Below are 19,544 nucleotides of genomic sequence, written 5' to 3' on the forward strand. Positions count from 1 at the left end.
GAACGGGGGAAACACAGTCATGAACACCACGGCCGCCGCCACCGCACTTCCCGAGACCATGCGCGGGGTGCGCCTGCCCGGGGACTCGACCGCGGTCCTGGACACCCTGCCCGTGCCCGAGCCGGGCCCCGGGCAGGTGCTGATCCGGGTCGGCGCGTCGGGCATCTGCGGCAGCGACATCGGCTTCATCTACCACGAGCACAAGACGCACCGGGGGGTCGAGGGCCCCGCCTACCAGGGCGTCGTCGCGGGCCACGAGCCCTCGGGCACGGTCGTGCAGGCCGGGCCGGGGTGCCGCAGGTTCGGCCCCGGCGACCGGGTCATCGTGTACCACATCGCCGGGTGCGGGCTGTGCGACAACTGCCGCCGCGGCTTCATGATCAGCTGCACGGACCCCTCCCGGGCGGCCTACGGCTGGCAGCGCGACGGGGGCCACGCCGAGTACCTGCTGGCGGAGGAGTCCACCTGCGTCCCCCTGCCCGACGAGCTGTCCTTCGTGGACGGCGCGCTCATCGCCTGCGGGTTCGGCACCGCCTACGAGGGGCTGCGGCGCATCGGGGTCAACGGCGACGGCGACCTGCTCGTCGTGGGCCTGGGCCCGGTGGGGCTGGCGGCCGGGATGATCGGCCGGGGCATGGGCGCGGTCCGCGTGATCGGGGTGGAGCCCAACCAGCGCCGCCGCGAGTGGGCCGCCGGCCTGGACGTCTTCGACGCCCTGGCTTCGCCCGAGGAGGCGGCCGACGAGATCGCCCGCGTCACCTCCGGCCGGGGCGCGGCCACGGCCATCGACTGCTCCGGGTCGCGCCCGGGCCGCTCCCTGGCCCTGGAGAACGCCGCCGAGTGGGGCCGCGTCTCCCTGGTCGGCGAGGGCGGCACCCTGGAGACCGAGGTGTCGGACACCCTCCTGCACAAGCAGCTCACCCTGTACGCCTCCTGGGTGACCTCGCTGCCCGCCATGGCGGAGCTGTCGGTGAACCTGGTGCGCTGGGGCCTGTCCCCGGAGCGGGTGGTCTCCGACCGCTTCGACCTCGCCGACGCCGACGCCGCCTACCGCCTGGCCGCGGGCGAGAGCCGCGGCAAGGTGTGCCTGGTCAACGGAGCCGAGAGGTGAGCCGCCCCGTCGAGGTGCGGCGCGACGCCTCCGGGGCCCACGAACTCGTGGTCCTGGACAACGGCGTGCTGCGGCTGACCGCCGCCCCCGCGCTGGGCGGGCGGCTCCTGTCGGTGCGCCACCGCGGCCGCGAGCACCTGTACCGCAACCCCCGCCTGCTGGGCGAGGACCTCCAGCCGGTGGAGGGCGTGGTGCTCGGGCCGGTGGACGGGCCCATGAGCGCGTGGAACAACGTCGGCGGCGACAAGACCTGGCCCGCTCCCCAGGGGTGGGACGGGCCCGACGAGTGGGCGGGGCCGCCCGACTCCGTCCTGGACTCGGGCCCCTACACCGCCGAGACCTCGACCGCCCCCGACGGCTCCGCCGTGCTCACCCTCACCAGCGGGGACGACCCCCGCTCGGGGCTGCGGCTCGTCCGCCGCCTGACCCTGGCGCCCGACAGCGCCGCCTACCGGCTGGACCTGGAGGCGGTCAACGTCTCCGGCACCACGCGCAGGTGGGCGCTGTGGAACGTCACCCAGCTCGACGGCGGCCCCGGCGAGACTGGTGGGACCGGCGGTCCTGGTGGGTCCGGTGACTCTGGTGGGACCGGCGGGCCGAGCGGGTTCGACGGGCGGCAGGACGGGCCCGGCGGACCGGACGGCGCACGCGGGGTCTACGTGGGCGTCAGCGGCCCGGGCCCGCACACGGTTCCGCTCGTCGCGGGCAACGGCCGCCCCCGGGTGGTGGAGCACACGCCCTCCGTGGTGCGGGTCCCCCTCCAGGACGTGGTCGGCAAGGTCGGCTTCCCCACGGCCTCCGGGTGGCTGGCCGACGTGGGCGCCGAGGGCACCCTCACCCAGCGCTTCGCCGTGCGGGAGGGGGCCGAGTACCCGGACGGCGGTTCCAGGGCCGAGGTATGGCTCGAATGCCCCGTGGACCGGCCCCTGGAGCACCTGGGCGGGCTGTGCCCGGTGGACCGCGTCACCGAGGTCGAGGCGCTGGGTCCGCTCACCGAGCTCGAACCGGGGCAGTCCACCTCCCTCGCCGTCGAGTTCGGCTTCGGCACCGGCACGGGGCCGGTGGCCGAGGTGACCCCCGACGGCTTCTGGAGCGAGGAGCCCCGCTGGGGCGCCCCCGAGCCGGGAGGGCGGCGCCTGAGCGGGGTCTTCACGTCCTCGCGCGCGGGCGCGCTGGTCCACCGGGCGTCCGGCCGCACGGTCGCGCGCACCCGGCCGGGCGAGCCGGCGCGATTGGACGCCGTGGTCCCCGAACCCGACACCGACACCGCGCCCGCCGTCGTGTTCGCGCCCGACCGGGCCTGAGCACGCGGCGCAGCAGAGCAACGACCGCTCCCGGCCCGGCCGGGACGCAGCACAGGACGGAGCGACATGACACACACCAGGCACCGCGGAGTCACCGCCGTGGTCACCGGCGCGGCCCGCGGCATCGGGGAGGCCACCGCCCGCCGCCTGGCCGCCGAGGGCGCCTCGGTGGTGCTGACCGACCTGTCCCCGAGCCTGGAGGAGGCCGCCGAACGCATCCGCGCCGAGGGCGGGCGCGCCCTGGCGGTGCGGGCCGACGTGAGCGACGAGGACTCCTGGGACGGGGTCGTGGCGGCGGCCCGGGACGCCTTCGGGCCGGTGGGCGTCCTGGTCTCCAACGCCTACACCTTCGAGCAGGCGCCCGCCCACGAGACCACACTCGTGTCCTGGGAGCGCCAGCTCGCCGTCAACCTCACGGGCGCGTTCCTGGGGGTGCGCGCCTGCCTGGACGACCTCTCCGCCAGCGGCGGCAGCGTCGTCATCACCTCCTCGGTCCACGCCTGGTTCGGGCTCCCCGGCCGACCGGCCTACGCCACCACCAAGGGCGGGCTCACCGCCCTGACCCGCCAGCTCGCCGTCGAGTACGGGCCGCGGGTGCGCGTCAACTGCGTGCTGCCCGGCCCCATCCTCACCGCCGCCTGGGAGGACGTGGGCGAGGAGGACCGCCGCGACAGCGTCGCGCAGACCGCCGCGGGCCGCTTCGGCGACCCTGACGAGGTGGCCTCCGTCATCTCCTTCCTCGCCTCCGCGGAGGCCTCCTACGTCACCGGGACGAGCCTGCCGGTCGACGGAGGGTGGAGTATCTACAAGGCGTCGTCGTGACGGGACGCCCGGAACGGAGGAAGTGATGGCGGCCTACTCGGGGCGCGGTGTGCACGGCCAGACGGTGCGGTTGCTGGGGGAGCGCGTGCTCTCCGGACGGATCGGCGAGGGGGAGACGATCGACCTGGCCGCGCTCAGCGGTGAGCTCGACCTGAGCCTGACCGCGATCCGCGAGGCGATCAAGGTCCTGGCGGCCAAGGGCCTGGTCGGCTCCCGCCAGAAGAAGGGGACGTTCGTGCGCCCCCGCGGCGACTGGAACCTGCTCGACCCGGACGTGGTCCGGTGGCGGATCGCCGCGGGCGCGGGGGACGTCTTCTTCGGCGAGCTGGCCGAACTGCGCGACGCCCTCGAACCCGCCGCGGCGCGCCTGGCCGCGCTGCGCCGCACCGACGCCGACGTCGCCGAACTGCGCGCGGCGCTCACCGACATCGCCGACACCGGCCGCGGCCCGGCGGAGGAGGCCGCGCGGGCCGACCTGCGCTGGCACCGCGCGCTGCTGGCGGCCACGCACAACGAGCTGTTCACCCGCACCGACGTCTTCTTCGCCGCGGGGCTCTCCGAACGCGACCGCCTGGTCCACGGGGGCGCCCACGACGACCCGGTGCCCACCCACGGCGCGGTCACCGAGGCCGTCGCCGCGGGCGACCCGCGCGCCGCCGAGTCCGCCATGCGCTCCCTGCTGGAGCAGGCCAGGGAAGACCTCCTCCGCGTCACCGAGGACGACGCGGCCGTAGACGATCTGGAGAGATCTCAGTGAGAATCACCCGTATCGAGACCTTCCTGGTCCCGCCCCGGTGGCTGATGTGCCGGGTGGAGACCGACGACGGCGTCGTGGGCTGGGGCGAGCCCGTGGTGGAGGGGCGCGCGGAGACCGTGCGCGCCGCGGTCGAGGAGCTGTCCGAACTCCTCCTGGGCCAGGACCCCGCGCCCATCGAGTACCACTGGCAGCGCCTCACCAAGGCCGCGTTCTACCGGGGCGGGCCCATCCTGTCCAGCGCCGTCGCGGGGCTTGACCAGGCGCTGTGGGACATCGCGGGCAAGCGCCTGGGCGTCCCCGTCCACCGGCTCCTCGGCGGCCCCGTCCGCGACCGGGTGCGCGTGTACGGCTGGGTCGGCGGCGACGACCCGGCCGAGCTGGCGGATGCGGTCGCGGCCCGCGTGGAGTCCGGGCTCACCGCCGTGAAGATGAACGCGTCCGGGGTGATGGGGCGCTCGGCCACCGTGCGCGAGATCGACGGCGTCGTGGAGCGCCTGGCCGGGGTGCGCGACGTGCTCGGCCCGGACCGGGACGTGGCGGTGGACTTCCACGGCCGCTTCAACGCGGCCACCGCCCGCCGGGTCCTGCCCCTGCTGGAGCCCCTGCGCCCCATGTTCGCGGAGGAGCCGGTCCTGCCCGAGTACGGCCACCTGCTCGGCGACGTCGTGCGGTCCAGCCCGGTGCCCATCGCCACCGGCGAGCGCCTGTTCGGCCGGACCGAGTTCCTGCCCGCGCTCCAGGCGGGGGTCGCGGTCGTCCAGCCCGACCTCTCCCACGCGGGCGGGGTCTCCGAGGTGCGCCGGATCGCCTCCCTGGCCGAGACCTACGACGCCCTGCTGGCCCCGCACTGCCCGCTCGGCCCCGTGGCCCTGGCCGCGAGCCTGCAGGTCGCCTTCGCCACGCCCAACTTCCTCATCCAGGAACAGAGCATGGGCATCCACTACAACCGCGACGCCGAACTGCTCGACTACGTCCTGGACACCGAGGTCTTCGCCTTCCCCGACGGACACATCCACCGCTCCGAGGCCCCGGGGCTGGGCGTGAGCGTGGACGAGGACGCCGTGCGCGCGGCGGACCGGATCGGCCACCGCTGGAGGCCGCCGGTGTGGAGCCACCAGGACGGGTCCTTCGCGGAGTGGTGAGGAAGGGAGTGACGCGCATGCTGTGCGAACCGTGGAGCACCGACCGCTTCGAACTGGGGGAGGGGCTGCGCCTGAGGGGCCGGGACCTGTTCATGGTGGACATCCTCACCGGCCGCCTCCTGCGGCTCGACCCCCGCACGCCGGGCCCGGCCGAGGTGGTCGCCGCCCTCGACGTCCCCCTGGGCGCGGTCGCCCCCGCCCGGGGCGAACCGGGGAGGTTCGTCGCGGCGGCGGGCACGGGCGTGGCGCTGCTGTCCGAGGGCGGCGCACCGGAGTGGCTGGCCAGGCCCGAGGACGGCGCGGCCACGCCGATGCGGATGAACGACGGCTGCTGCGACCCGAGCGGGAGGTTCTGGGCCGGGTCGATGGCCTACGACGGCACCCCCGGGGCCGGTTCGCTCTACCGCGCCGACCCCGACGGCCGGGTCACCCGGGTCCTGGAGGGCTACACCGTCCCCAACGGCCCCGCCTTCACGGCCGACGGCGCCCGCATGTACCTCGCCGACAGCGCCGAGGGCCGCATCGACGCCTACGAGATCTCCTCCGACGGCACCCCCGGGGAGCGGACCGTCTTCGCCCGGGTCGTGGACGGCAGCCCCGACGGGATGCAGGTCGACGCCGAGGGGCACCTGTGGGTCGCGGTCTGGGGCGCGGGGAGGGTGCACCGCTACGACCCCGACGGAACCCTGGAGCGCGTGGTGGACCTGCCCGCCGCCCAGCCCACCAGCGTGTGCGTCGTCGACGCCCCCGACCCCCGGCTGTTCGTCACCTCAGCCGCGACCGGCCTCGACCGCCCCGGGCCCGGCGACGGCGCCCTCTTCTCGGTTCCCGTGGACGTGTCCGCCCCCGCGGCCCAGCCCTTCGGAGGAAACCCGTGACGCCCCAGGTCACCTGTGTCGGCGAGACCATGCTGCTGCTCACCGCGGCCGAACCGGCCCCCCTGGACGGCGCCCCGCTCCTGTCCATGGGCACCGCGGGCGCGGAGTCCAACGTCGCGTGCGCCCTGGCCGCCCTCGGGCACCGGGCCGCCTGGCTCAGCGGCGTGGGGGACGACCCCTTCGGGCGGGTGGTCACCCGGAGCCTGCGCGAACGCGGCGTGGACGTGTCCGGCGTGCGGACCGACCCCGGCCGGCCCACCGGCCTGCTGGTCAAGGACCCCTCACCCTCGGGCAGCGCGGTCCACTACTACCGCGCGGGGTCGGCCGCCTCGGCCATGGGCCCCGAACTGGCCGAGCACCCCCTCGTCCGGACGGCGGGGGCGGTGCACCTGTCGGGCGTCACCCCGGCGCTCTCGCCCGGCTGCGACGCCCTGGCCGAGCGCCTGCTGGCCGACCCCGGCCTGACGGTGAGCTTCGACGTCAACCACCGGCCCCGCCTGTGGAAGGAGGGGCAGGCGGCCCCCCGCCTGCTGGAGCTGGCCCGGCTCGCCGACGTCGTCCTCGTCGGCAGGGACGAGGCCGAGGAGCTGTGGGGCACCCCCACCGCCCGCGACGTCCGCGCACTCCTGCCCGACGTGGACCGCCTCGTGGTCAAGGACGCCGAGCACGGCGCCACCGAGTTCCACGGCGAGGACGAGGCGTACGTGCCCGCCCCGGCGGTGGAGGTGGTCGATCCGGTGGGAGCCGGGGACGCCTTCGCCGCCGGGTACCTGGCGGGAGGGCTGCGCGGCCTCGACGCGCGGGGCCGCCTGCGGCTGGGGCACCTGTGCGCCGGGCGCGTCCTGCGCGTGGTGGGCGACCTGGCCGACCCGCCCCCGGCGGAGTTGGTGGACGAACTGCTCGCGGTCCCCGACGACCGGTGGACCGACCAGGCTTCGGCGGCCGTGGCCGCGGTGAGAGGAGAAGGACATGAGTGACCAGGGACTGGACGGACTGTTCGGGGGACACCGCGTACTGGCGATCCTGCGGGGCATGCCCGTGGACACCACGGTCGAACTGGCCGAGCGCGCGTGGGACCTGGGCGTCACCGCGGTCGAGGTGCCCGCCCGCGACGCCCTGGGCCTGGAGGCGCTGCGCGCGACCGTCAGGGCCGGGGCCGAGCGCGGCCACCCCGTGGGCGCGGGCACGGTGATCACCCCCGAGCAGGTGCGCGACGTGGCCGGCGCCGGTGCCGCCTTCACCGTCGCGCCGGGCTTCGACGCGGAGGTCATGGCCGCCTCGGAGGCGGCGGGGATGCCCCACCTGCCCGGTGTGGCCACCCCCAGCGACATCCAGGGCGTGATCAGGGCGGGCGGCCGCTGGGTGAAGGCCTTCCCCGCCACGTCGCTCGGCACGGCGTGGTTCCGCGCCATGCACGGGCCCTTCCCCGAGCTGCGGATCGTGGCCACCGGCGGCATGGACGCCCGCAACGCGCGCGAGTACCTCGACGCGGGGGCGCGGATGGTGGCGGTCGGCTCGGCCCTGGCCGACCCCGAGCAGATCCCCCTGCTGGCCGAACTCGTCTGAACGCGCCCGGCGCCCCGGGGCCCGGGGCTTCCCGAGACCGGGGCGCCTCCGGGGCTCGGGGAACCCTGGGCCCCTGGGACCTCTCCGGGGCCTCAGGCGTCCTCGGGCGGCTCCGGGTCGGTGGCCCTGGTCAACAGGGCCGCGGACTCCTCGTCCAACCGCAGGTGGTTGGCGGGCAGGAGGTCGGCCAGCTGGCCGGTGTCGCGGGCGCTGGCCAGCACCGAAGCCACGGACGGCCGGTCCGCCAGCCACGCCAGCGCCACGGCCGCCTGGGAGACCCCGCACCGCTCGGCGACCGTGTCCAGGGCCTCCAGCACCCGTCGGCCGCGCGGTTCGTCCAGGTAGGCGCGGGCCTTCCCGGCGCGCGGGCTGTCCACGTCGGCCGAACCCGGCCGGTACTTGCCGGTGAGGAACCCCCGGGCCAGGCCGAAGTAGGGCAGCAGCGCCAGACCGCGTTCGCGCGCCAGCGGCACCAGGTCGGCCTCGATCCCGCGTTCCACCAGGTTGTACAGGGGCTGCACGCACACCGGGGCGTGCAGGCCCCGCTCCTCGCACACCTCCAGCCACGCCCGGATGCGGCCGGGCTTGTGGTTGGACAGCCCCACGTGGCGCACCACGCCCTCGTCCACCAGCTCGGAGAAGGCCTCGGCGCTCTCGGCCAGCGGGGTCTCGGCGTCGTCGAAGTGCGCGTAGTACAGGTCGATGGTCTCCACGCCCAGCCGTTCGAGCGAGGCCTTCGCGGCGGCCTTGACGTTGGACGCGGACAGGCCGCGGAAGTCGGGGTGCTCGCTCACCTTCGTGGCGATCACCATGTCGGCGGGACGTCCACGCGAGGCGAGCCAGCGGCCGATGACCGTCTCGGACTCGCCGCCCCGGTGGCCCTCGACCCACGCGGAGTAGGAGTCGGCGGTGTCGAGGAAGTTCCCGCCCGCCGCGGTGTAGGCGTCCAGGATCTGGAAGGAGGCGTGCTCGTCCGCGGTCCAGCCGAAGACGTTCCCGCCCAGGCACAGGGGGGACACGCGCAGGGATGACCGTCCCAGTTGGCGAAGCCGTACGTGGTTCATGTTCGCCCCGCTTTCGTCGAATGGTGGATGCGCCGACAGGCTAGGCCAGCATGCGCCGGGAAACCGGTGTTTCCTCCCTTCTCGGGGTGTCACACCGGGCGGCCGTGGCCGGAAGCGGTCACCTTCCGGCCGCGCGGCCGGGTCGTCCGCGGGCCGCTGGGTAGGCTTCCCGTGCCCCAGCAGTGACGCGGCCGTGAGGTGACCCTTGAGCGACGACAGGCGTGACGACGAACCGTTCGCGGGCACCCACAGCACCGCGGGGGGCGTCTCCGGCCCGGCTCTCGCGGCTGTGCGTGCAGCGCTCCATCGCCTACCGGCGCGACGACAGCCTCGCGCGGGCCCGCGAGGACGCCGGACGGGCACTGGAACTGGCCCGCGCCGTCGCACCGCCGCAGCCGCTGGTGCTGCTCACCGCGCTGGAGGCGGTCGGCGACGCCGCGCTGCGCGGCGGCGGGACGGAGGAGGCGGCCGACCGCTTCGCGGAGGCGCTGGAGGTCGCCGGGGCCGCGGGCCACCCGCGCGCGGTCCGCAACGCGCTGCGCAAGCTCGGCGGGGTGCGGCTGGAGCAGGGCAGGGACGCGGAGGCCGAGGAGTTGCTGGTCCGGGCGTTGGACCTGGCCGCCGGGGACCCGGCGGACGACCTCAGAACCGGGCGCGGCTCGGCGCGACCCTGGGCGACCTGCTGCTGCGGCGCGGCCGCCGGGAAGAGGCCCTCGACCGGTGGGCGCGGGCCGCCGAACTGCACGGGCGCCTCGGTGACCACCGCAGGGTCGGCGACATGCACCTCAGGCGGGCCGAGGCCCTGGAACCGGTGGACGCCGCCACCGCGCGCGCCGCGCTGGAGGAGGCCCTGGCCGGGTACGAGGCGGCCGAGGACCTGCGGCAGGCCGAGCGGGTGCGCGCCCGGCTGGAGGCGGGGCCGGGGAGGTGAGGGCCGCCGGTCCCCTTTACCGAACCGATCTCCGCTGCCGCCGGGAAACCGGCCTGCACACCACGACCTCCGCGGCGTCGTACCGCCGGGTCCGGGGTTCGCCGGCGTGCGTGACCGTGTGCGGCCGGCGCAGGGACAGCCGAACCGTGACCGCCGGTTCGGTCGGGTGACGGGCCCTCGCCCGGACGCCCGGGCGGGGGAGTGTTCCGACCCCTAGAGACCGTGGGCGGAGCGGCGCGCCTCGGCGTAGCGCTCGCGCACGTGCGGCGCGTCCACGGGCTCGGCGGTGGCCTCCGGCTCGCCCGGGTCCCAGGTCGGCGCCTCGGCGGTCCCCGCCAGCGTCCAGGCCGCCTGCCGGGCGGCGCCCACGGCCACGTACTCGGCGGGCCTGGGCACGACCACCCGCGCGCCCAGGACGGTCGGCGCGACCGCGCGCACGGCGGCCGACTGGGCCGCCCCGCCCACGAGCAGCACCCGGCTGACCGGGATCCCGGTGTCGGTCATCGCGGACAGCCCGTCGGCCAGCCCGCACAGCATGCCCTCCACCGCGGCGCGGGCGATGTTCTCCGGGCGCATGTTGGACCGGCGCAGCCCGTGCAGCGACCCCGCGGCGTCGGGCAGTACCGGCGTGCGCTCGCCGTCCAGGTAGGGCAGCAGCACGACGCCCTCGGCGCCCGGCTCGGCGGCCAGCGCCAGCTCGTCCAGGCCCGCCAGGTCCACGCCCAGCATCGCGGCGGTGGCGCCGAGCACCCGGGCCGCGTTGAGGGTGCACACCAGCGGCAGGTACCGGCCCGTCGCGTCGGCGTACCCGCAGATGATGCCGCTGGGGTCCTGGGTGGGGCCCTCGCTCACGGCGAACACGGTGCCGCTGGTGCCCAGGGAGACCACCGCGTCCCCCGGGCGCAGTCCCAGGCCCAGGGCGCTGCCCATGTTGTCCCCGGTGCCCGGGGCCACCAGCGCGCCCGAGGGGGTGCGCCCCACGGCCTCGGCCGGTTCGGCCACGCGCGGCACCCGGATCTCGCGTCCGAAGGCCCGCGCCAGCAGGTCGGGGCGGTAGGCGTCGTCGGTCGCCGACCAGTAACCGGTGCCGGAGGCGTCGCCGCGGTCGGTGGTGGGCTCGGATCCGGCTCCGGTCAGCCGCCAGGTGAGCCAGTCGTGGGGGAGCATCACCGCGGTCGTGCGGTCGGCGTGCTCCGGCTCGTGCCGGGCCAGCCAGCGCAGCTTGCTCACGGTCAGGCTGGCGTTGGGCACGTTGTCCACGGCCTTGGCCCACTCGGCGGGGCCGCCCAGCTCCTCGATCAGGTCCAGGGCCGTCCCGGCCGAACGGGTGTCGTTCCACAGCAGCGCCGGGCGGACCACCGCGCCGACCTCGTCCACGGCGACCATGCCGTGCTGCTGTCCGGCGACGGAGACGGCGGCCACGTCGTCGAGCAGGCCGGAGGAGGCCTGTTCCAGGGCCGACCACCAGGCGTCGGGGTGGACCTCGGTCCCGTCGGGATGCGGGGCGCGGGCCTCGCGCACCACCGCGCCGCTGTCGGCGTCGCAGACCACGACCTTGCAGGACTGGGTCGAGCTGTCGATTCCGGCGACCAGGGGCATGGTTCTCGCTCCGTGAGGGCAGGGTGGGGGTGGCAACCCCCACAACCTAGAGGATCGGGGCGGGTGCTGGAAAGCGTTGTCACTGTCCGTTGTCCCGTTGTGACCGTTTTCCGTCGCGGTGCCCCCGGCGCGGCGGCCTTTAGGCAACTAAACAGGTAGGGAATGTGGTTAACTGCGGTCATGGCAGTCAGCGCACCACCACCGCACCCGCGGGCGACCGTCTTCGACGAGCGGTGTCAGCGGCCCGTGTGACCGACAAGGACCGCTCACGACCTTCCGAAGGACCACGCCATGACCGACACCGCAGCAGCGCCCGCCGCGGCGCCCACCCCGCTCACCCTGGACCGCCTGTCCGAGCTGACCGCCGAGGTCGCCCGGGAGGTCCGCGAGGGGCTCCACGAGGTCCGCTTCGACGCACGGAACCGCTGGTCGGTCCGGCTGCGCGCCGACGACCACACCGACGTCTGGCTGATCTCCTGGACCCCCGACCAGTCCACCCGCCTGCACGACCACGCCGGTTCGCTCGGCGCGCTCACGGTCGTCGCCGGGGACCTGGTCGAGCGGTACTGGGACGCCGGGCTGCGCGAGCGCGCCCTGCCCGACGGCGGGGGAGGCCGCTTCCCGCTCGGCCACGTGCACGACGTCGTCAACGCCTCCGACTCGCCCGCCGTGAGCGTGCACGCCTACTCGCCGCCGCTGACCGCCATGCACTACTACGAGGTCGGCGGCGACGGGGCGCTGCGCCGCACCCGGAGCGTCCTGACCACCGACCCCGAACCGGACGCCCCCGTCCTGGGGGGCGTACCCGCCAGGGGAGGCCGCCGGTGAGTGCCGTCGAACGGCTCCTGGAGAGCGGGCGCGCCCGTCTGGACCGGCTCTCGCCCGCCGAGGCGCTGGCGGCCCAGCGGGCGGGCGCCCTGCTGGTCGACACCCGCCCCGCCGTCAACCGCGAGGCCGAGGGGGAGATCCCCGGTGCGCTGGTGATCGACCGCAACGTGCTGGAGTGGCGGCTCGACCCCACCAGCCCGGACCGGATCCCCGAGGCCGACTCCGCGGACCGGCTCGTCGTGCTGTTCTGCAACGAGGGCTACGCCTCCAGCCTGGCCGCCGTCCAGCTCCAGGAGCTGGGCCTGACCCGGGCCACCGACATGGTCGGCGGCTACCGCTCCTGGCGGGCCCGGGGTCTGCCCGTCACCGAGCCCGCGCTCGGCGGCTGACACGCCGGACCCCGACCCGGTCCCCTCCGCGCGGCCCCGCTCCCGGGGCCGCGCGCGGGTTTCTCAGGCCCCGACGGCGGACACCGACGCCGGAGGCCCCTCGTAGACGTAGCCGACCCTGCGCACGGTGGTGATGAGGCCCCCGGCGGGGCCGAGCTTGCGGCGCAGCCGGTGGACGTGCACGTCGATCGTGCGCGAGCTCTGTCCCTTCCGTGCGCTCCACACCCGCTCCAACAGCTCCTCGCGGGGGATGGCGCGTCCGGGCGAGGCGGTCAGGCAGTCCAGCAGCTCGTACTCCTGGTAGGTCAGCTCGACCTCCCGGCCGCCCGACCAGACCCGGCGGGCGCCGCGGTCCACGAGCAGCCCGGCGCGCACGCGGGGCGGCGGCCGGTCGGGTGTGCGCGGCTCGTCCACGACGACGCCGTAGACCAGCATGTACCTGTCGCCGCCGGGCAGCGGCAGCACGCCGAGGAGCGAGTGCTCGGAGCCGGGTCCACCGGCCGGGGGCGTCGGGTTCCGGGGCGGTGCGGGGGCGGGTGGTGCGCCGAGAGGGCTGTGTGCGCTGGGCATGCTCCCCATGATGCGCGCATAACCCTATAATTTCTACCGATTCAGTAGGGAATATGACCCGTGTGGCCGATGCCACGTGCCTGGAGCCCCAGAAGTGATAATTCCTACCAATTCGGTGGATTAAGCTCTGATCAGCTCCTCGGTACCCCACAGGGTCCGCGGAGCCGCACCCTCGCCGGCATCCGTACCGGCCGCCGCGGGGCCCGTCCCCGCGATCCTCCATCCACGATCACGAAGGAGCGCACCATGCGCACGACTCCAGCCGCACTCGGAGCAGCCGCCCTCACCCTGGCGCTCGCCGCCTGCGGCGCGCCCAGCGAGCAGGCCGCCGAGTCCGGCGGCGAGGGGGACGTGCTGCGGGTGGGCGTCAGCCCGGTGCCGCACGGCGACATCCTCGCCTTCATCGAGGAGAACCTCGCCGAGGAGGCCGGGCTGAACCTGGAGATCGAGGAGATCTCCGACTACAACGTCCCCAACACCGCCCTGGTCGAGGGAGAGCTGGACGCCAACTACTTCCAGCACCGCGCCTTCCTCAACGAGTGGACGGCCAACGGGCCCGACGCCGAGCTCACCTACCTGACCGACGTCCACATCGAGCGGCTCGGCCTGTACTCCGAGAGCGTCGAGAGCATCGACGACCTGCCCGACGGCGCCGAGATCGCGGTCCCCAACGACCCGGCCAACCTCGCCCGCGCCCTGGGCATCCTGGAGGCCGAGGGCCTGGTGACCGTCGACCCCGAGGCCGGGGAGTCCGCCACCGAGAGGGACATCGTCGACAACCCGCGCGACATCACGGTGACGCCGCTGGAGGCCGCGCAGCTGCCCCGCTCGATCTCCGACGTGGACGCCGCGGTGGTCAACGGCAACTACGCCATCGAGACCGACCTGCCCGAGCAGTCCAACGTCCTGGCCTGGGAGCCCGAGGGCGACGACTACGTCGAGTCCTACGCCAACGGCCTGGTGACCCTGGCCGAGAACGCCGAGGACGAGCGCATCCAGCTGCTCGCCGAGCTGCTGCACGACGAGCGGGTCCTGGAGTTCATCCAGGAGTCCTGGCAGGGCGTGGTCCTGGCGGTGGACGCCGAGGGCGACATCGTCGAGACCGCTGCCGGTGACGACGCCGACGCCGCCGAGAGCCCCGACGACAGCGCCGACGACGCGACCGAGAGCCCCGAGGCCGACCAGGAGTAGCCGGGGGTTCGCAGGTGCGGGTCGGCGCCCGGCAGGGACCGCCGCCGCACACCCCGTCCGTCCGCGAGGGCGGTGGAGCGGTCAGCTCCACCGCCCTTCGCCGTGTCCGGAGGTCGGGGCCGGACGGGTCGCGCGGCGGGAACGAGTCCGGAGCCCTCCTGGCGCGCGACGCGCCCATCAGGCGGAGCCCGACCCCGGGCGCGCCCGCACGGCGGACCGGATCAGCGTCCCCGGGCGGCGGACTCCGGGCGCCCCGTGCGCTCCCGCGCCGGGTTCCATCCGTCGTCCCCGGCCAGGTAGGCCTCGACGGTGTGCCGGGCGGCCTCGGCCGGGTCCATCTGCGGTCGGTCCGCGGTGACCAGCGCGCCGGGACCGGAGTTGCGGTACTCCAGCATCCGGAACCGCCGCCAGTCGTGGCCGGAGGCCATCGCGATCCAGCCCTCCCCGCGGAAGTGGCGGCCCATCCAGGAGTCGCGCACCAGCACCCGCGGCTCGGCGTCCGGGTGCGAGCTGGGCACCCACGGGCGGCCCAGGTAGACGGTCCCGGCGGGGGCGTCCCCGGTGAAGCGGCCGCGGGTGACCAGGAAGCCGAACTCCCGGCCGGGCCGGGTGCTCGGCGCGGTCACGTAGCCGTTGTCGGTGTCGCTGCCCCGGTCCAGGGAGTGGAACACGCATCCGTCGAACACGGCCGTGGCCCGGCCGAAGACGAAGTCCACGTCGCCCTCGACGTAGCAGCCGCGGTAGTACTGCCGCGCGGGGGTGTCCGCGTCCGGTGAGTCCGCGTACAGCGTGTCCTGGTGGCCCAGGAAGCGCACGTTGTCGAAGACCAGCCGGTCCCCGGTGGCGCGCAGCGCGACCGCCTGGGTTCCGGTGACGCCGGGGTGCTCCTCGCGCAGCCAGGAGTTCGCGAAGGTCAGGTCGCGGGCGTGCGTGCCGTCTCCGGAGACGAGGACGCTGGCGCTGCCGGACGTGCCGTGGACGCCCCCGCCGGGCCTGGGGGTGCCCGCCGCACGGTCGTAGGTGAGGACCACGTCCCGGGGGTCGCCGGTCGAGCCGAGCAGGGTGATCCCGGGTTTGTCCGCGGGAACCACCACCGGCTCGCGGTAGACGCCCGCCCCGACGCGGATGGTGACGCGTTCGGCGCCGCCCGCGGGCACGGCGTCGATCGCGGCCTGGACCCCGGTGTGGTCGCCGGAACCGTCTGCGGCCACGGTGATCACCCGGCCCTCCGCTCCGGGGGTGGGCCGGGCGCCCGCGCCCGTGTGTGCCGCGCCGGGGACGGCGGGGGAGCTGCGGCGGACCATGGGCGGGCCCCTCTCCTGAGGTGAACTCTTTCGCCGAGGACGGTGCCGGTACTGCAACCGATTGCAGAACTGTCCCCGACGCGGCCGCGCCCCGTCAACCCCCGAGCGCGTCGAGGGGCCCGGCGCGACCGCCGGGCCCCTCGACACGTGTGTCCGGGTCTAGGTGCGCACCAGCGGGGTGTCCACCAGGTGCTCGGCCACGAACCAGGCCTGGAGCTCGTTGGTGCGGATCACGTCCGACACCAGCAGGTCGTTGGTGCCGTCGTCCCCCAGCTCCTGCGTGCGCGCGGCGGCGTCGTGGCAGTCCTCCAGGATCGTCTCGTGTGCCTCCAGCAGGCGGGAGAGCATCGCGGGCACCTCCTCGGCGCCGTCGGGCGGGCGCGGGATGCTGGTGATCTCCGCGACGTGCCGGGGGTCGCCGACCGCCACCCCGCCGAGTGTCTGGACGCGCTCGGCCAGGTCGTCGATCAGCGCGGTCTGCTCGCCGGCGTGCTTGTCCATCAGCAGGTGCAGCTGGTAGAAGGTGTGCCCGCGCATGAGCCAGTGGTGCTTCTTGTACAGGTCGTGCAGGATGCGCGTGTCGCACAGCACCTGGTTGAGCCGCTGGCACGAGTACATCCGGGTGTCGTAGGACAGCCCGACCGGGAACTGGCGGACCGTCCCGAACTCCTGGATCTCCTCGCCGCTCTGGTGCAGCCACGGCTGGCTGCTCCTGGGCTTGGGTGCCCCGGTCTTGCGCTCTGCGGTCGTCACTCTGGTCCCCCTCCAGTCGGTGTGACTCGTGTCGCGGGGAGCGCGCACGGTGGCCGCGCTCCGCCTGCCAGTCTCGGCTACCCACCGCTTCCGGGGGCCTAACCCCGCGCCAACCGAGGGTAAGTTTCGTGTGCTTTCGCTGGTCGGAGCGGTCCGCCGGGCCCGGTGCGGCGTGTGCCGGGCCGCGGCGTACCGGGACCGTCGCAGGCGGACGCTAGTGTCCGGCCGGAGCATCCCCGTGAGAGAGGAGTCCCATGAGCTGGGACGTACTGCTGACGCCGGCGCCCGCGGACGCGGAGTCCGTCGACGACCTCCCCGAGGACCTCGGGACCGAGTCCATCGCGCCGCTGGCCCGGCTCCTGGCGACGCTGCGCGAGGCCTTCCCCGAGGCGGACCTGTCCGATCCGGCCTGGGGCCACCTCCGGGACGAGGAGCAGGGCTGGGACATGGAGCTCAACATCGGCACCGGGGACCCGGTGAGGAGCGTGATGCTCCACGTCCGCGGCGGCGACCCCGTCCGTGCCCTCCATCCTCCGCATGGCCCAGGTGCTCGGCTGCCGCGCCCTCGACTGCTCGAGCGGCGACTTCCTGAGCGAGGACGGCGACGACGGATGGGAGTCCTTCCAGGAGTACCGCGACCAGGTCCTCCAGCAGACGCCACCGGAGGGGACCGGGCCGTCCACGGCGCCCTGATCCGTGCCCGGCCCGTACGCGCGCGAGCGGACCGCCAGGGCGTCTCATGGCGCGGCCCCGCCGTGCGGGGCCCGTACGCGCGAGCGGGCCACCCTCCCAGCGAGCACCGCGCCCCGGCCCGTACGCGCGAGCGGGTCGGGGCCTGTCCGCGCCACAGACCGGAAGGCCCGGGCAGCCGTCCGCGCCGGAACCGGTCAGGGCGCGATCGCGCAGGCGGTCTCCAGCACGAACCGCTGCCAGGGCCGGTGCGGGTCGTGCCCGGTCAGCTCCCGCACCCGGCGCAGCCGGTAGCGCAGCGTCTGGGCGTGCACGTGCAGCGCCTGCGCGGCCGTGGTCGCCGCGCCCTCGCGCAGGTAGGCCCGCAGCGTCTCCAGCAGGTGGGCGTTGCCCTCGGCCAGCAGCGGCCCCAGCACGGTGCGGCGGACCGCGGCCGGGGTGACCGGGCCGCCGTTGAGCAGCGCCAGCACGCACGCGTCGGAGGTCCCGAGCAGCCCCCGGGAGTCGAAGGCGTGCGCGGGCGCGGTCTCCAGGGCGCCGTCGGCCAGCCGGTAGGCGGCCGACATGTCCGTCAGCGCGCGCGGCTCCAGCACGCACCCGCGCCAGGGGCGTCCGCCGAGCACGGCGGCCACCCGGTCGGCGTCGTCGGGGCGGACCAGCAGCACCACGCGTCCCGAGCGCGTGGTCACCAGCGGGTCGGCGCCCGCCGGTTCCACCAGGCCCGGCAGCTCCATCCCGGCGGCGACCGCGGCCGACCGCGGCGCCCCGTCGCAGGGGCCGCCGTCGGCCTCGGCCACCACCAGCACCGCCGGGTCGGGCGGGGCGATGCCCAGGGTCCGCGCCCGGTCGCGGATGGCCCCGCGCGAGGCCTGCCGACCGATCAGCAGGTCGTCCAGGAAGGCCCGGCGGGCCCGCTCCAGGTCCGCGTCCAGGCGGCGCGCGGCCTCGGCGTGGCCCGCGGACAGGCTCTCGGAGATCTGGTCGATCGAGGTCAGCCACAGTTCGCCCAGGGCGAACACGTCGGCGGCGTCGAGCCGGTCGGAGGCGAGTTCGGCGACCAGGCGCACCGCCGCCGCCGAGCCCACCCGGTGCGCGCGCACCACCGCGCCGATCGAACGCCCGTCGGCCGCCCGGGACCGGCCGATGCCGCGCAGCCGCTCCACGTCCTCCGGCGGCAGCCGCGTCGCCCCGGCCGCCCACAGCTCCAGCGAGCGGCCCATCAGCCACCCGGTGATCGCCCGGACCTCGGTGAGCTGGGACCCGTGCAGCGCGCGGTAGGCCGGGACCTCGGCGTGCACCTCGGCGACGATGCGCTCGACCAGCCCGGCCCGCTCCCGCGCCAGCTCGGCGCCGACCCGGGCACGCTGTTCGTGTCCCATCGCCCCACCTCCAGAACGGCCAGGGAAGCCTATCGGCGGCGACCCCCCGGGCACAGGGGAGCGGGGGTGTGTGGGCAGGACCGGTCCCACCGGGTAGGGGCGAGGAAAGAGAGAGCACAGTGACGCGTGGGAGGTGCCGCCGGGGCGGAGGACGACACCGGGGGAACCCCGCGCCGTTCCCGCCGGCGGCTCCCTCCGCCCGGGCGGAGACCTCGGTGTCCGGGATGTCCCCACACGTCGGCTGTCACCGGGCGTGAACGGTAAAAAGCCCGCACAGTCACGGCGCATCTGGGACCGCGACCCGCCCGGACGTGGCAGTATGCGACTGCGGTAGGGGGAAGACCGCATGTTGGAAGAGCAAGGCAGACCGTTCGGCGCCGACGGGGGATGAGACAGATGCAGCAGACGACCGTTCCAGAACTCACTCTGGGTAATGGCCTGCGCATTCCGCAGCTGGGCTTCGGCGTGTGGCAGGTGCCCCAGGAGGAGGTCGTGGCGGCCGTCTCCACCGCGCTGGAGGCGGGCTACCGCAGCATCGACACCGCGGCCGCCTACGGCAACGAGGAGGGGGTGGGCGAGGCGCTGCGCCGCTCGGGCCTGGATCGCGGCGAGCTGTTCGTGACGACCAAGCTGGCCAACCCCGACCAGGGCTACGACGCCACCCTGCGCGCCTTCGAGGCCAGCCTGGGACGCCTGAACCTGGACACCGTCGACCTGTACCTCGTGCACTGGCCCATGCCCCGCCGGAACCTGTACGTGCCGACCTGGAAGGCGCTGGAGCGCCTCTACGCCGAGGGCCGCGTCCGCGCCATCGGCGTGTCCAACTTCCAGCGCCCGCACCTGGAGCGGGTCATGGAGGAGGGCGGCATCACGCCCATGGTCAACCAGATCGAGCTGCACCCGCTGCTCACCCAGGCGGACATGCGCTCCTTCGACGCCAAGCACGGCATCGTCACCGAGGCGTGGAGTCCCCTGGGACAGGGCAAGCTGCTCGGCCACCCGACCGTCGTCGCGGTCGCCGAGGCGCACGGGCGCACGCCCGCGCAGGTGCTGCTGCGCTGGCACATCCAGCTCGGCAACGTGGTGATCCCCAAGTCGGTGACCCCCGAGCGCATCCGCTCCAACTTCCAGGTCTTCGACTTCGAGCTCTCCCGCGCGGAGATGGACCGCATCAGCGGGCTCAACACCGACAGCAGGTTCGGCCCCGACCCCGACGACTTCGACGGCGCCTGAACCTCCCCGCCGCCCGCCGGGGCCCGGAGGGGA

At 75.1% G+C, this 19,544-nt stretch carries 20 protein-coding genes; 14 read left to right on the plus strand and 6 right to left on the minus strand.

Translation table 11 applies throughout. From position 1 onward, the window contains the following. Positions 1-19: 19 nt before the first annotated feature. From G011_RS0114115 to G011_RS0114150, 8 genes are all read left to right on the plus strand, one after another. Positions 20-1,111: a zinc-binding dehydrogenase gene (locus G011_RS0114115; RefSeq protein WP_019609044.1), complete on the plus strand. Its 1,092-nt coding sequence runs from the start codon at positions 20-22 to the stop codon at positions 1,109-1,111. Beyond that, on the plus strand, positions 1,108-2,415 hold the full coding sequence (locus G011_RS29835; RefSeq protein WP_026338296.1) for a hypothetical protein: 1,308 nt from the start codon (positions 1,108-1,110) through the stop codon (positions 2,413-2,415). Before G011_RS0114115 ends, G011_RS29835 begins: the two co-directional genes overlap by 4 nt. 66 nt (positions 2,416-2,481) lie before the next feature. Further along, positions 2,482-3,237 (plus strand): SDR family NAD(P)-dependent oxidoreductase, encoded by a 756-nt coding sequence (locus G011_RS0114125; RefSeq protein WP_019609045.1) that lies wholly within the window; start codon positions 2,482-2,484, stop codon positions 3,235-3,237. A gap of 25 nt (positions 3,238-3,262) precedes the next feature. Continuing rightward, positions 3,263-3,994, plus strand: a complete 732-nt coding sequence (locus G011_RS0114130) for a FadR/GntR family transcriptional regulator (protein WP_019609046.1) — start codon at positions 3,263-3,265, stop codon at positions 3,992-3,994. After that, positions 3,991-5,136 (plus strand): galactonate dehydratase, encoded by a 1,146-nt coding sequence (gene dgoD / locus G011_RS0114135; RefSeq protein ID WP_019609047.1) that lies wholly within the window; start codon positions 3,991-3,993, stop codon positions 5,134-5,136. Before G011_RS0114130 ends, dgoD begins: the two co-directional genes overlap by 4 nt. A gap of 17 nt (positions 5,137-5,153) precedes the next feature. Then, the gene (locus tag G011_RS0114140) at positions 5,154-6,014 is read left to right on the plus strand and encodes an SMP-30/gluconolactonase/LRE family protein (protein WP_026338297.1); all 861 of its coding nucleotides are present in this window, start codon (positions 5,154-5,156) and stop codon (positions 6,012-6,014) included. Further along, the gene (locus G011_RS0114145) at positions 6,011-6,991 is read left to right on the plus strand and encodes a sugar kinase (RefSeq protein ID WP_019609049.1); all 981 of its coding nucleotides are present in this window, start codon (positions 6,011-6,013) and stop codon (positions 6,989-6,991) included. Before G011_RS0114140 ends, G011_RS0114145 begins: the two co-directional genes overlap by 4 nt. Continuing rightward, the gene (locus G011_RS0114150) at positions 6,984-7,580 is read left to right on the plus strand and encodes a bifunctional 4-hydroxy-2-oxoglutarate aldolase/2-dehydro-3-deoxy-phosphogluconate aldolase (RefSeq protein ID WP_019609050.1); all 597 of its coding nucleotides are present in this window, start codon (positions 6,984-6,986) and stop codon (positions 7,578-7,580) included. The genes G011_RS0114145 and G011_RS0114150 overlap by 8 nt, the downstream gene beginning before the upstream one ends. Positions 7,581-7,672: 92 nt before the next feature. Here the strand turns inward: G011_RS0114150 and G011_RS0114155 are convergent, their stop codons facing one another. After that, positions 7,673-8,644 (minus strand): aldo/keto reductase, encoded by a 972-nt coding sequence (locus G011_RS0114155; RefSeq protein WP_026338298.1) that lies wholly within the window; start codon positions 8,642-8,644, stop codon positions 7,673-7,675. A gap of 778 nt (positions 8,645-9,422) precedes the next feature. Here G011_RS0114155 and G011_RS31755 point away from each other — a divergent pair. After that, a complete protein-coding gene (locus G011_RS31755; protein WP_019609053.1) occupies positions 9,423-9,575 on the plus strand; it encodes a hypothetical protein in 153 nt (50 codons plus the stop codon). Between the two features lie 213 nt (positions 9,576-9,788). Here G011_RS31755 and xylB read toward each other — a convergent pair whose 3' ends face one another. After that, entirely contained in the window at positions 9,789-11,174 is a 1,386-nt protein-coding gene (gene xylB / locus G011_RS0114170) for a xylulokinase (RefSeq protein ID WP_019609054.1), read from the minus strand. A gap of 291 nt (positions 11,175-11,465) precedes the next feature. Here xylB and G011_RS0114175 point away from each other — a divergent pair, with 291 nt between their 5' ends. Further along, positions 11,466-12,002, plus strand: a complete 537-nt coding sequence (locus tag G011_RS0114175; protein WP_019609055.1) for a cysteine dioxygenase family protein — start codon at positions 11,466-11,468, stop codon at positions 12,000-12,002. Further along, positions 11,999-12,391 (plus strand): rhodanese-like domain-containing protein, encoded by a 393-nt coding sequence (locus G011_RS0114180; protein WP_019609056.1) that lies wholly within the window; start codon positions 11,999-12,001, stop codon positions 12,389-12,391. The genes G011_RS0114175 and G011_RS0114180 overlap by 4 nt, the downstream gene beginning before the upstream one ends. 63 nt (positions 12,392-12,454) lie before the next feature. Here G011_RS0114180 and G011_RS0114185 read toward each other — a convergent pair whose 3' ends face one another. Further along, positions 12,455-12,961, minus strand: a complete 507-nt coding sequence (locus G011_RS0114185) for a winged helix-turn-helix domain-containing protein (RefSeq protein WP_036552721.1) — start codon at positions 12,959-12,961, stop codon at positions 12,455-12,457. A 246-nt stretch (positions 12,962-13,207) separates the two neighbouring features. On the opposite strand from G011_RS0114185, the gene G011_RS0114190 reads away from it, so the two are divergent. Further along, the gene (locus tag G011_RS0114190; RefSeq protein ID WP_019609057.1) at positions 13,208-14,152 is read left to right on the plus strand and encodes a MetQ/NlpA family ABC transporter substrate-binding protein; all 945 of its coding nucleotides are present in this window, start codon (positions 13,208-13,210) and stop codon (positions 14,150-14,152) included. A 221-nt stretch (positions 14,153-14,373) separates the two neighbouring features. Here the strand turns inward: G011_RS0114190 and G011_RS0114195 are convergent, their stop codons facing one another. Together G011_RS0114195 and G011_RS0114200 are read right to left on the minus strand one after the other, a co-directional pair. Beyond that, entirely contained in the window at positions 14,374-15,456 is a 1,083-nt protein-coding gene (locus tag G011_RS0114195; RefSeq protein WP_019609058.1) for a pectinesterase family protein, read from the minus strand. A 159-nt stretch (positions 15,457-15,615) separates the two neighbouring features. Next, positions 15,616-16,209, minus strand: a complete 594-nt coding sequence (locus tag G011_RS0114200; RefSeq protein WP_019609059.1) for a Dps family protein — start codon at positions 16,207-16,209, stop codon at positions 15,616-15,618. 519 nt (positions 16,210-16,728) lie between these two features. Here G011_RS0114200 and G011_RS32100 point away from each other — a divergent pair. Beyond that, positions 16,729-16,902 (plus strand): hypothetical protein, encoded by a 174-nt coding sequence (locus G011_RS32100; protein WP_019609061.1) that lies wholly within the window; start codon positions 16,729-16,731, stop codon positions 16,900-16,902. A 194-nt stretch (positions 16,903-17,096) separates the two neighbouring features. Here G011_RS32100 and G011_RS0114215 read toward each other — a convergent pair whose 3' ends face one another. Then, positions 17,097-18,278, minus strand: a complete 1,182-nt coding sequence (locus tag G011_RS0114215; RefSeq protein ID WP_019609062.1) for a CdaR family transcriptional regulator — start codon at positions 18,276-18,278, stop codon at positions 17,097-17,099. 396 nt (positions 18,279-18,674) lie between these two features. On the opposite strand from G011_RS0114215, the gene G011_RS0114220 reads away from it, so the two are divergent. Continuing rightward, positions 18,675-19,511, plus strand: a complete 837-nt coding sequence (locus G011_RS0114220) for an aldo/keto reductase (protein ID WP_019609063.1) — start codon at positions 18,675-18,677, stop codon at positions 19,509-19,511. Positions 19,512-19,544: the final 33 nt, after the last annotated feature.

The organism is Nocardiopsis sp. CNS-639 (assembly GCF_000381685.1).
GTDB classification, from domain to species: domain Bacteria; phylum Actinomycetota; class Actinomycetes; order Streptosporangiales; family Streptosporangiaceae; genus Nocardiopsis; species Nocardiopsis dassonvillei.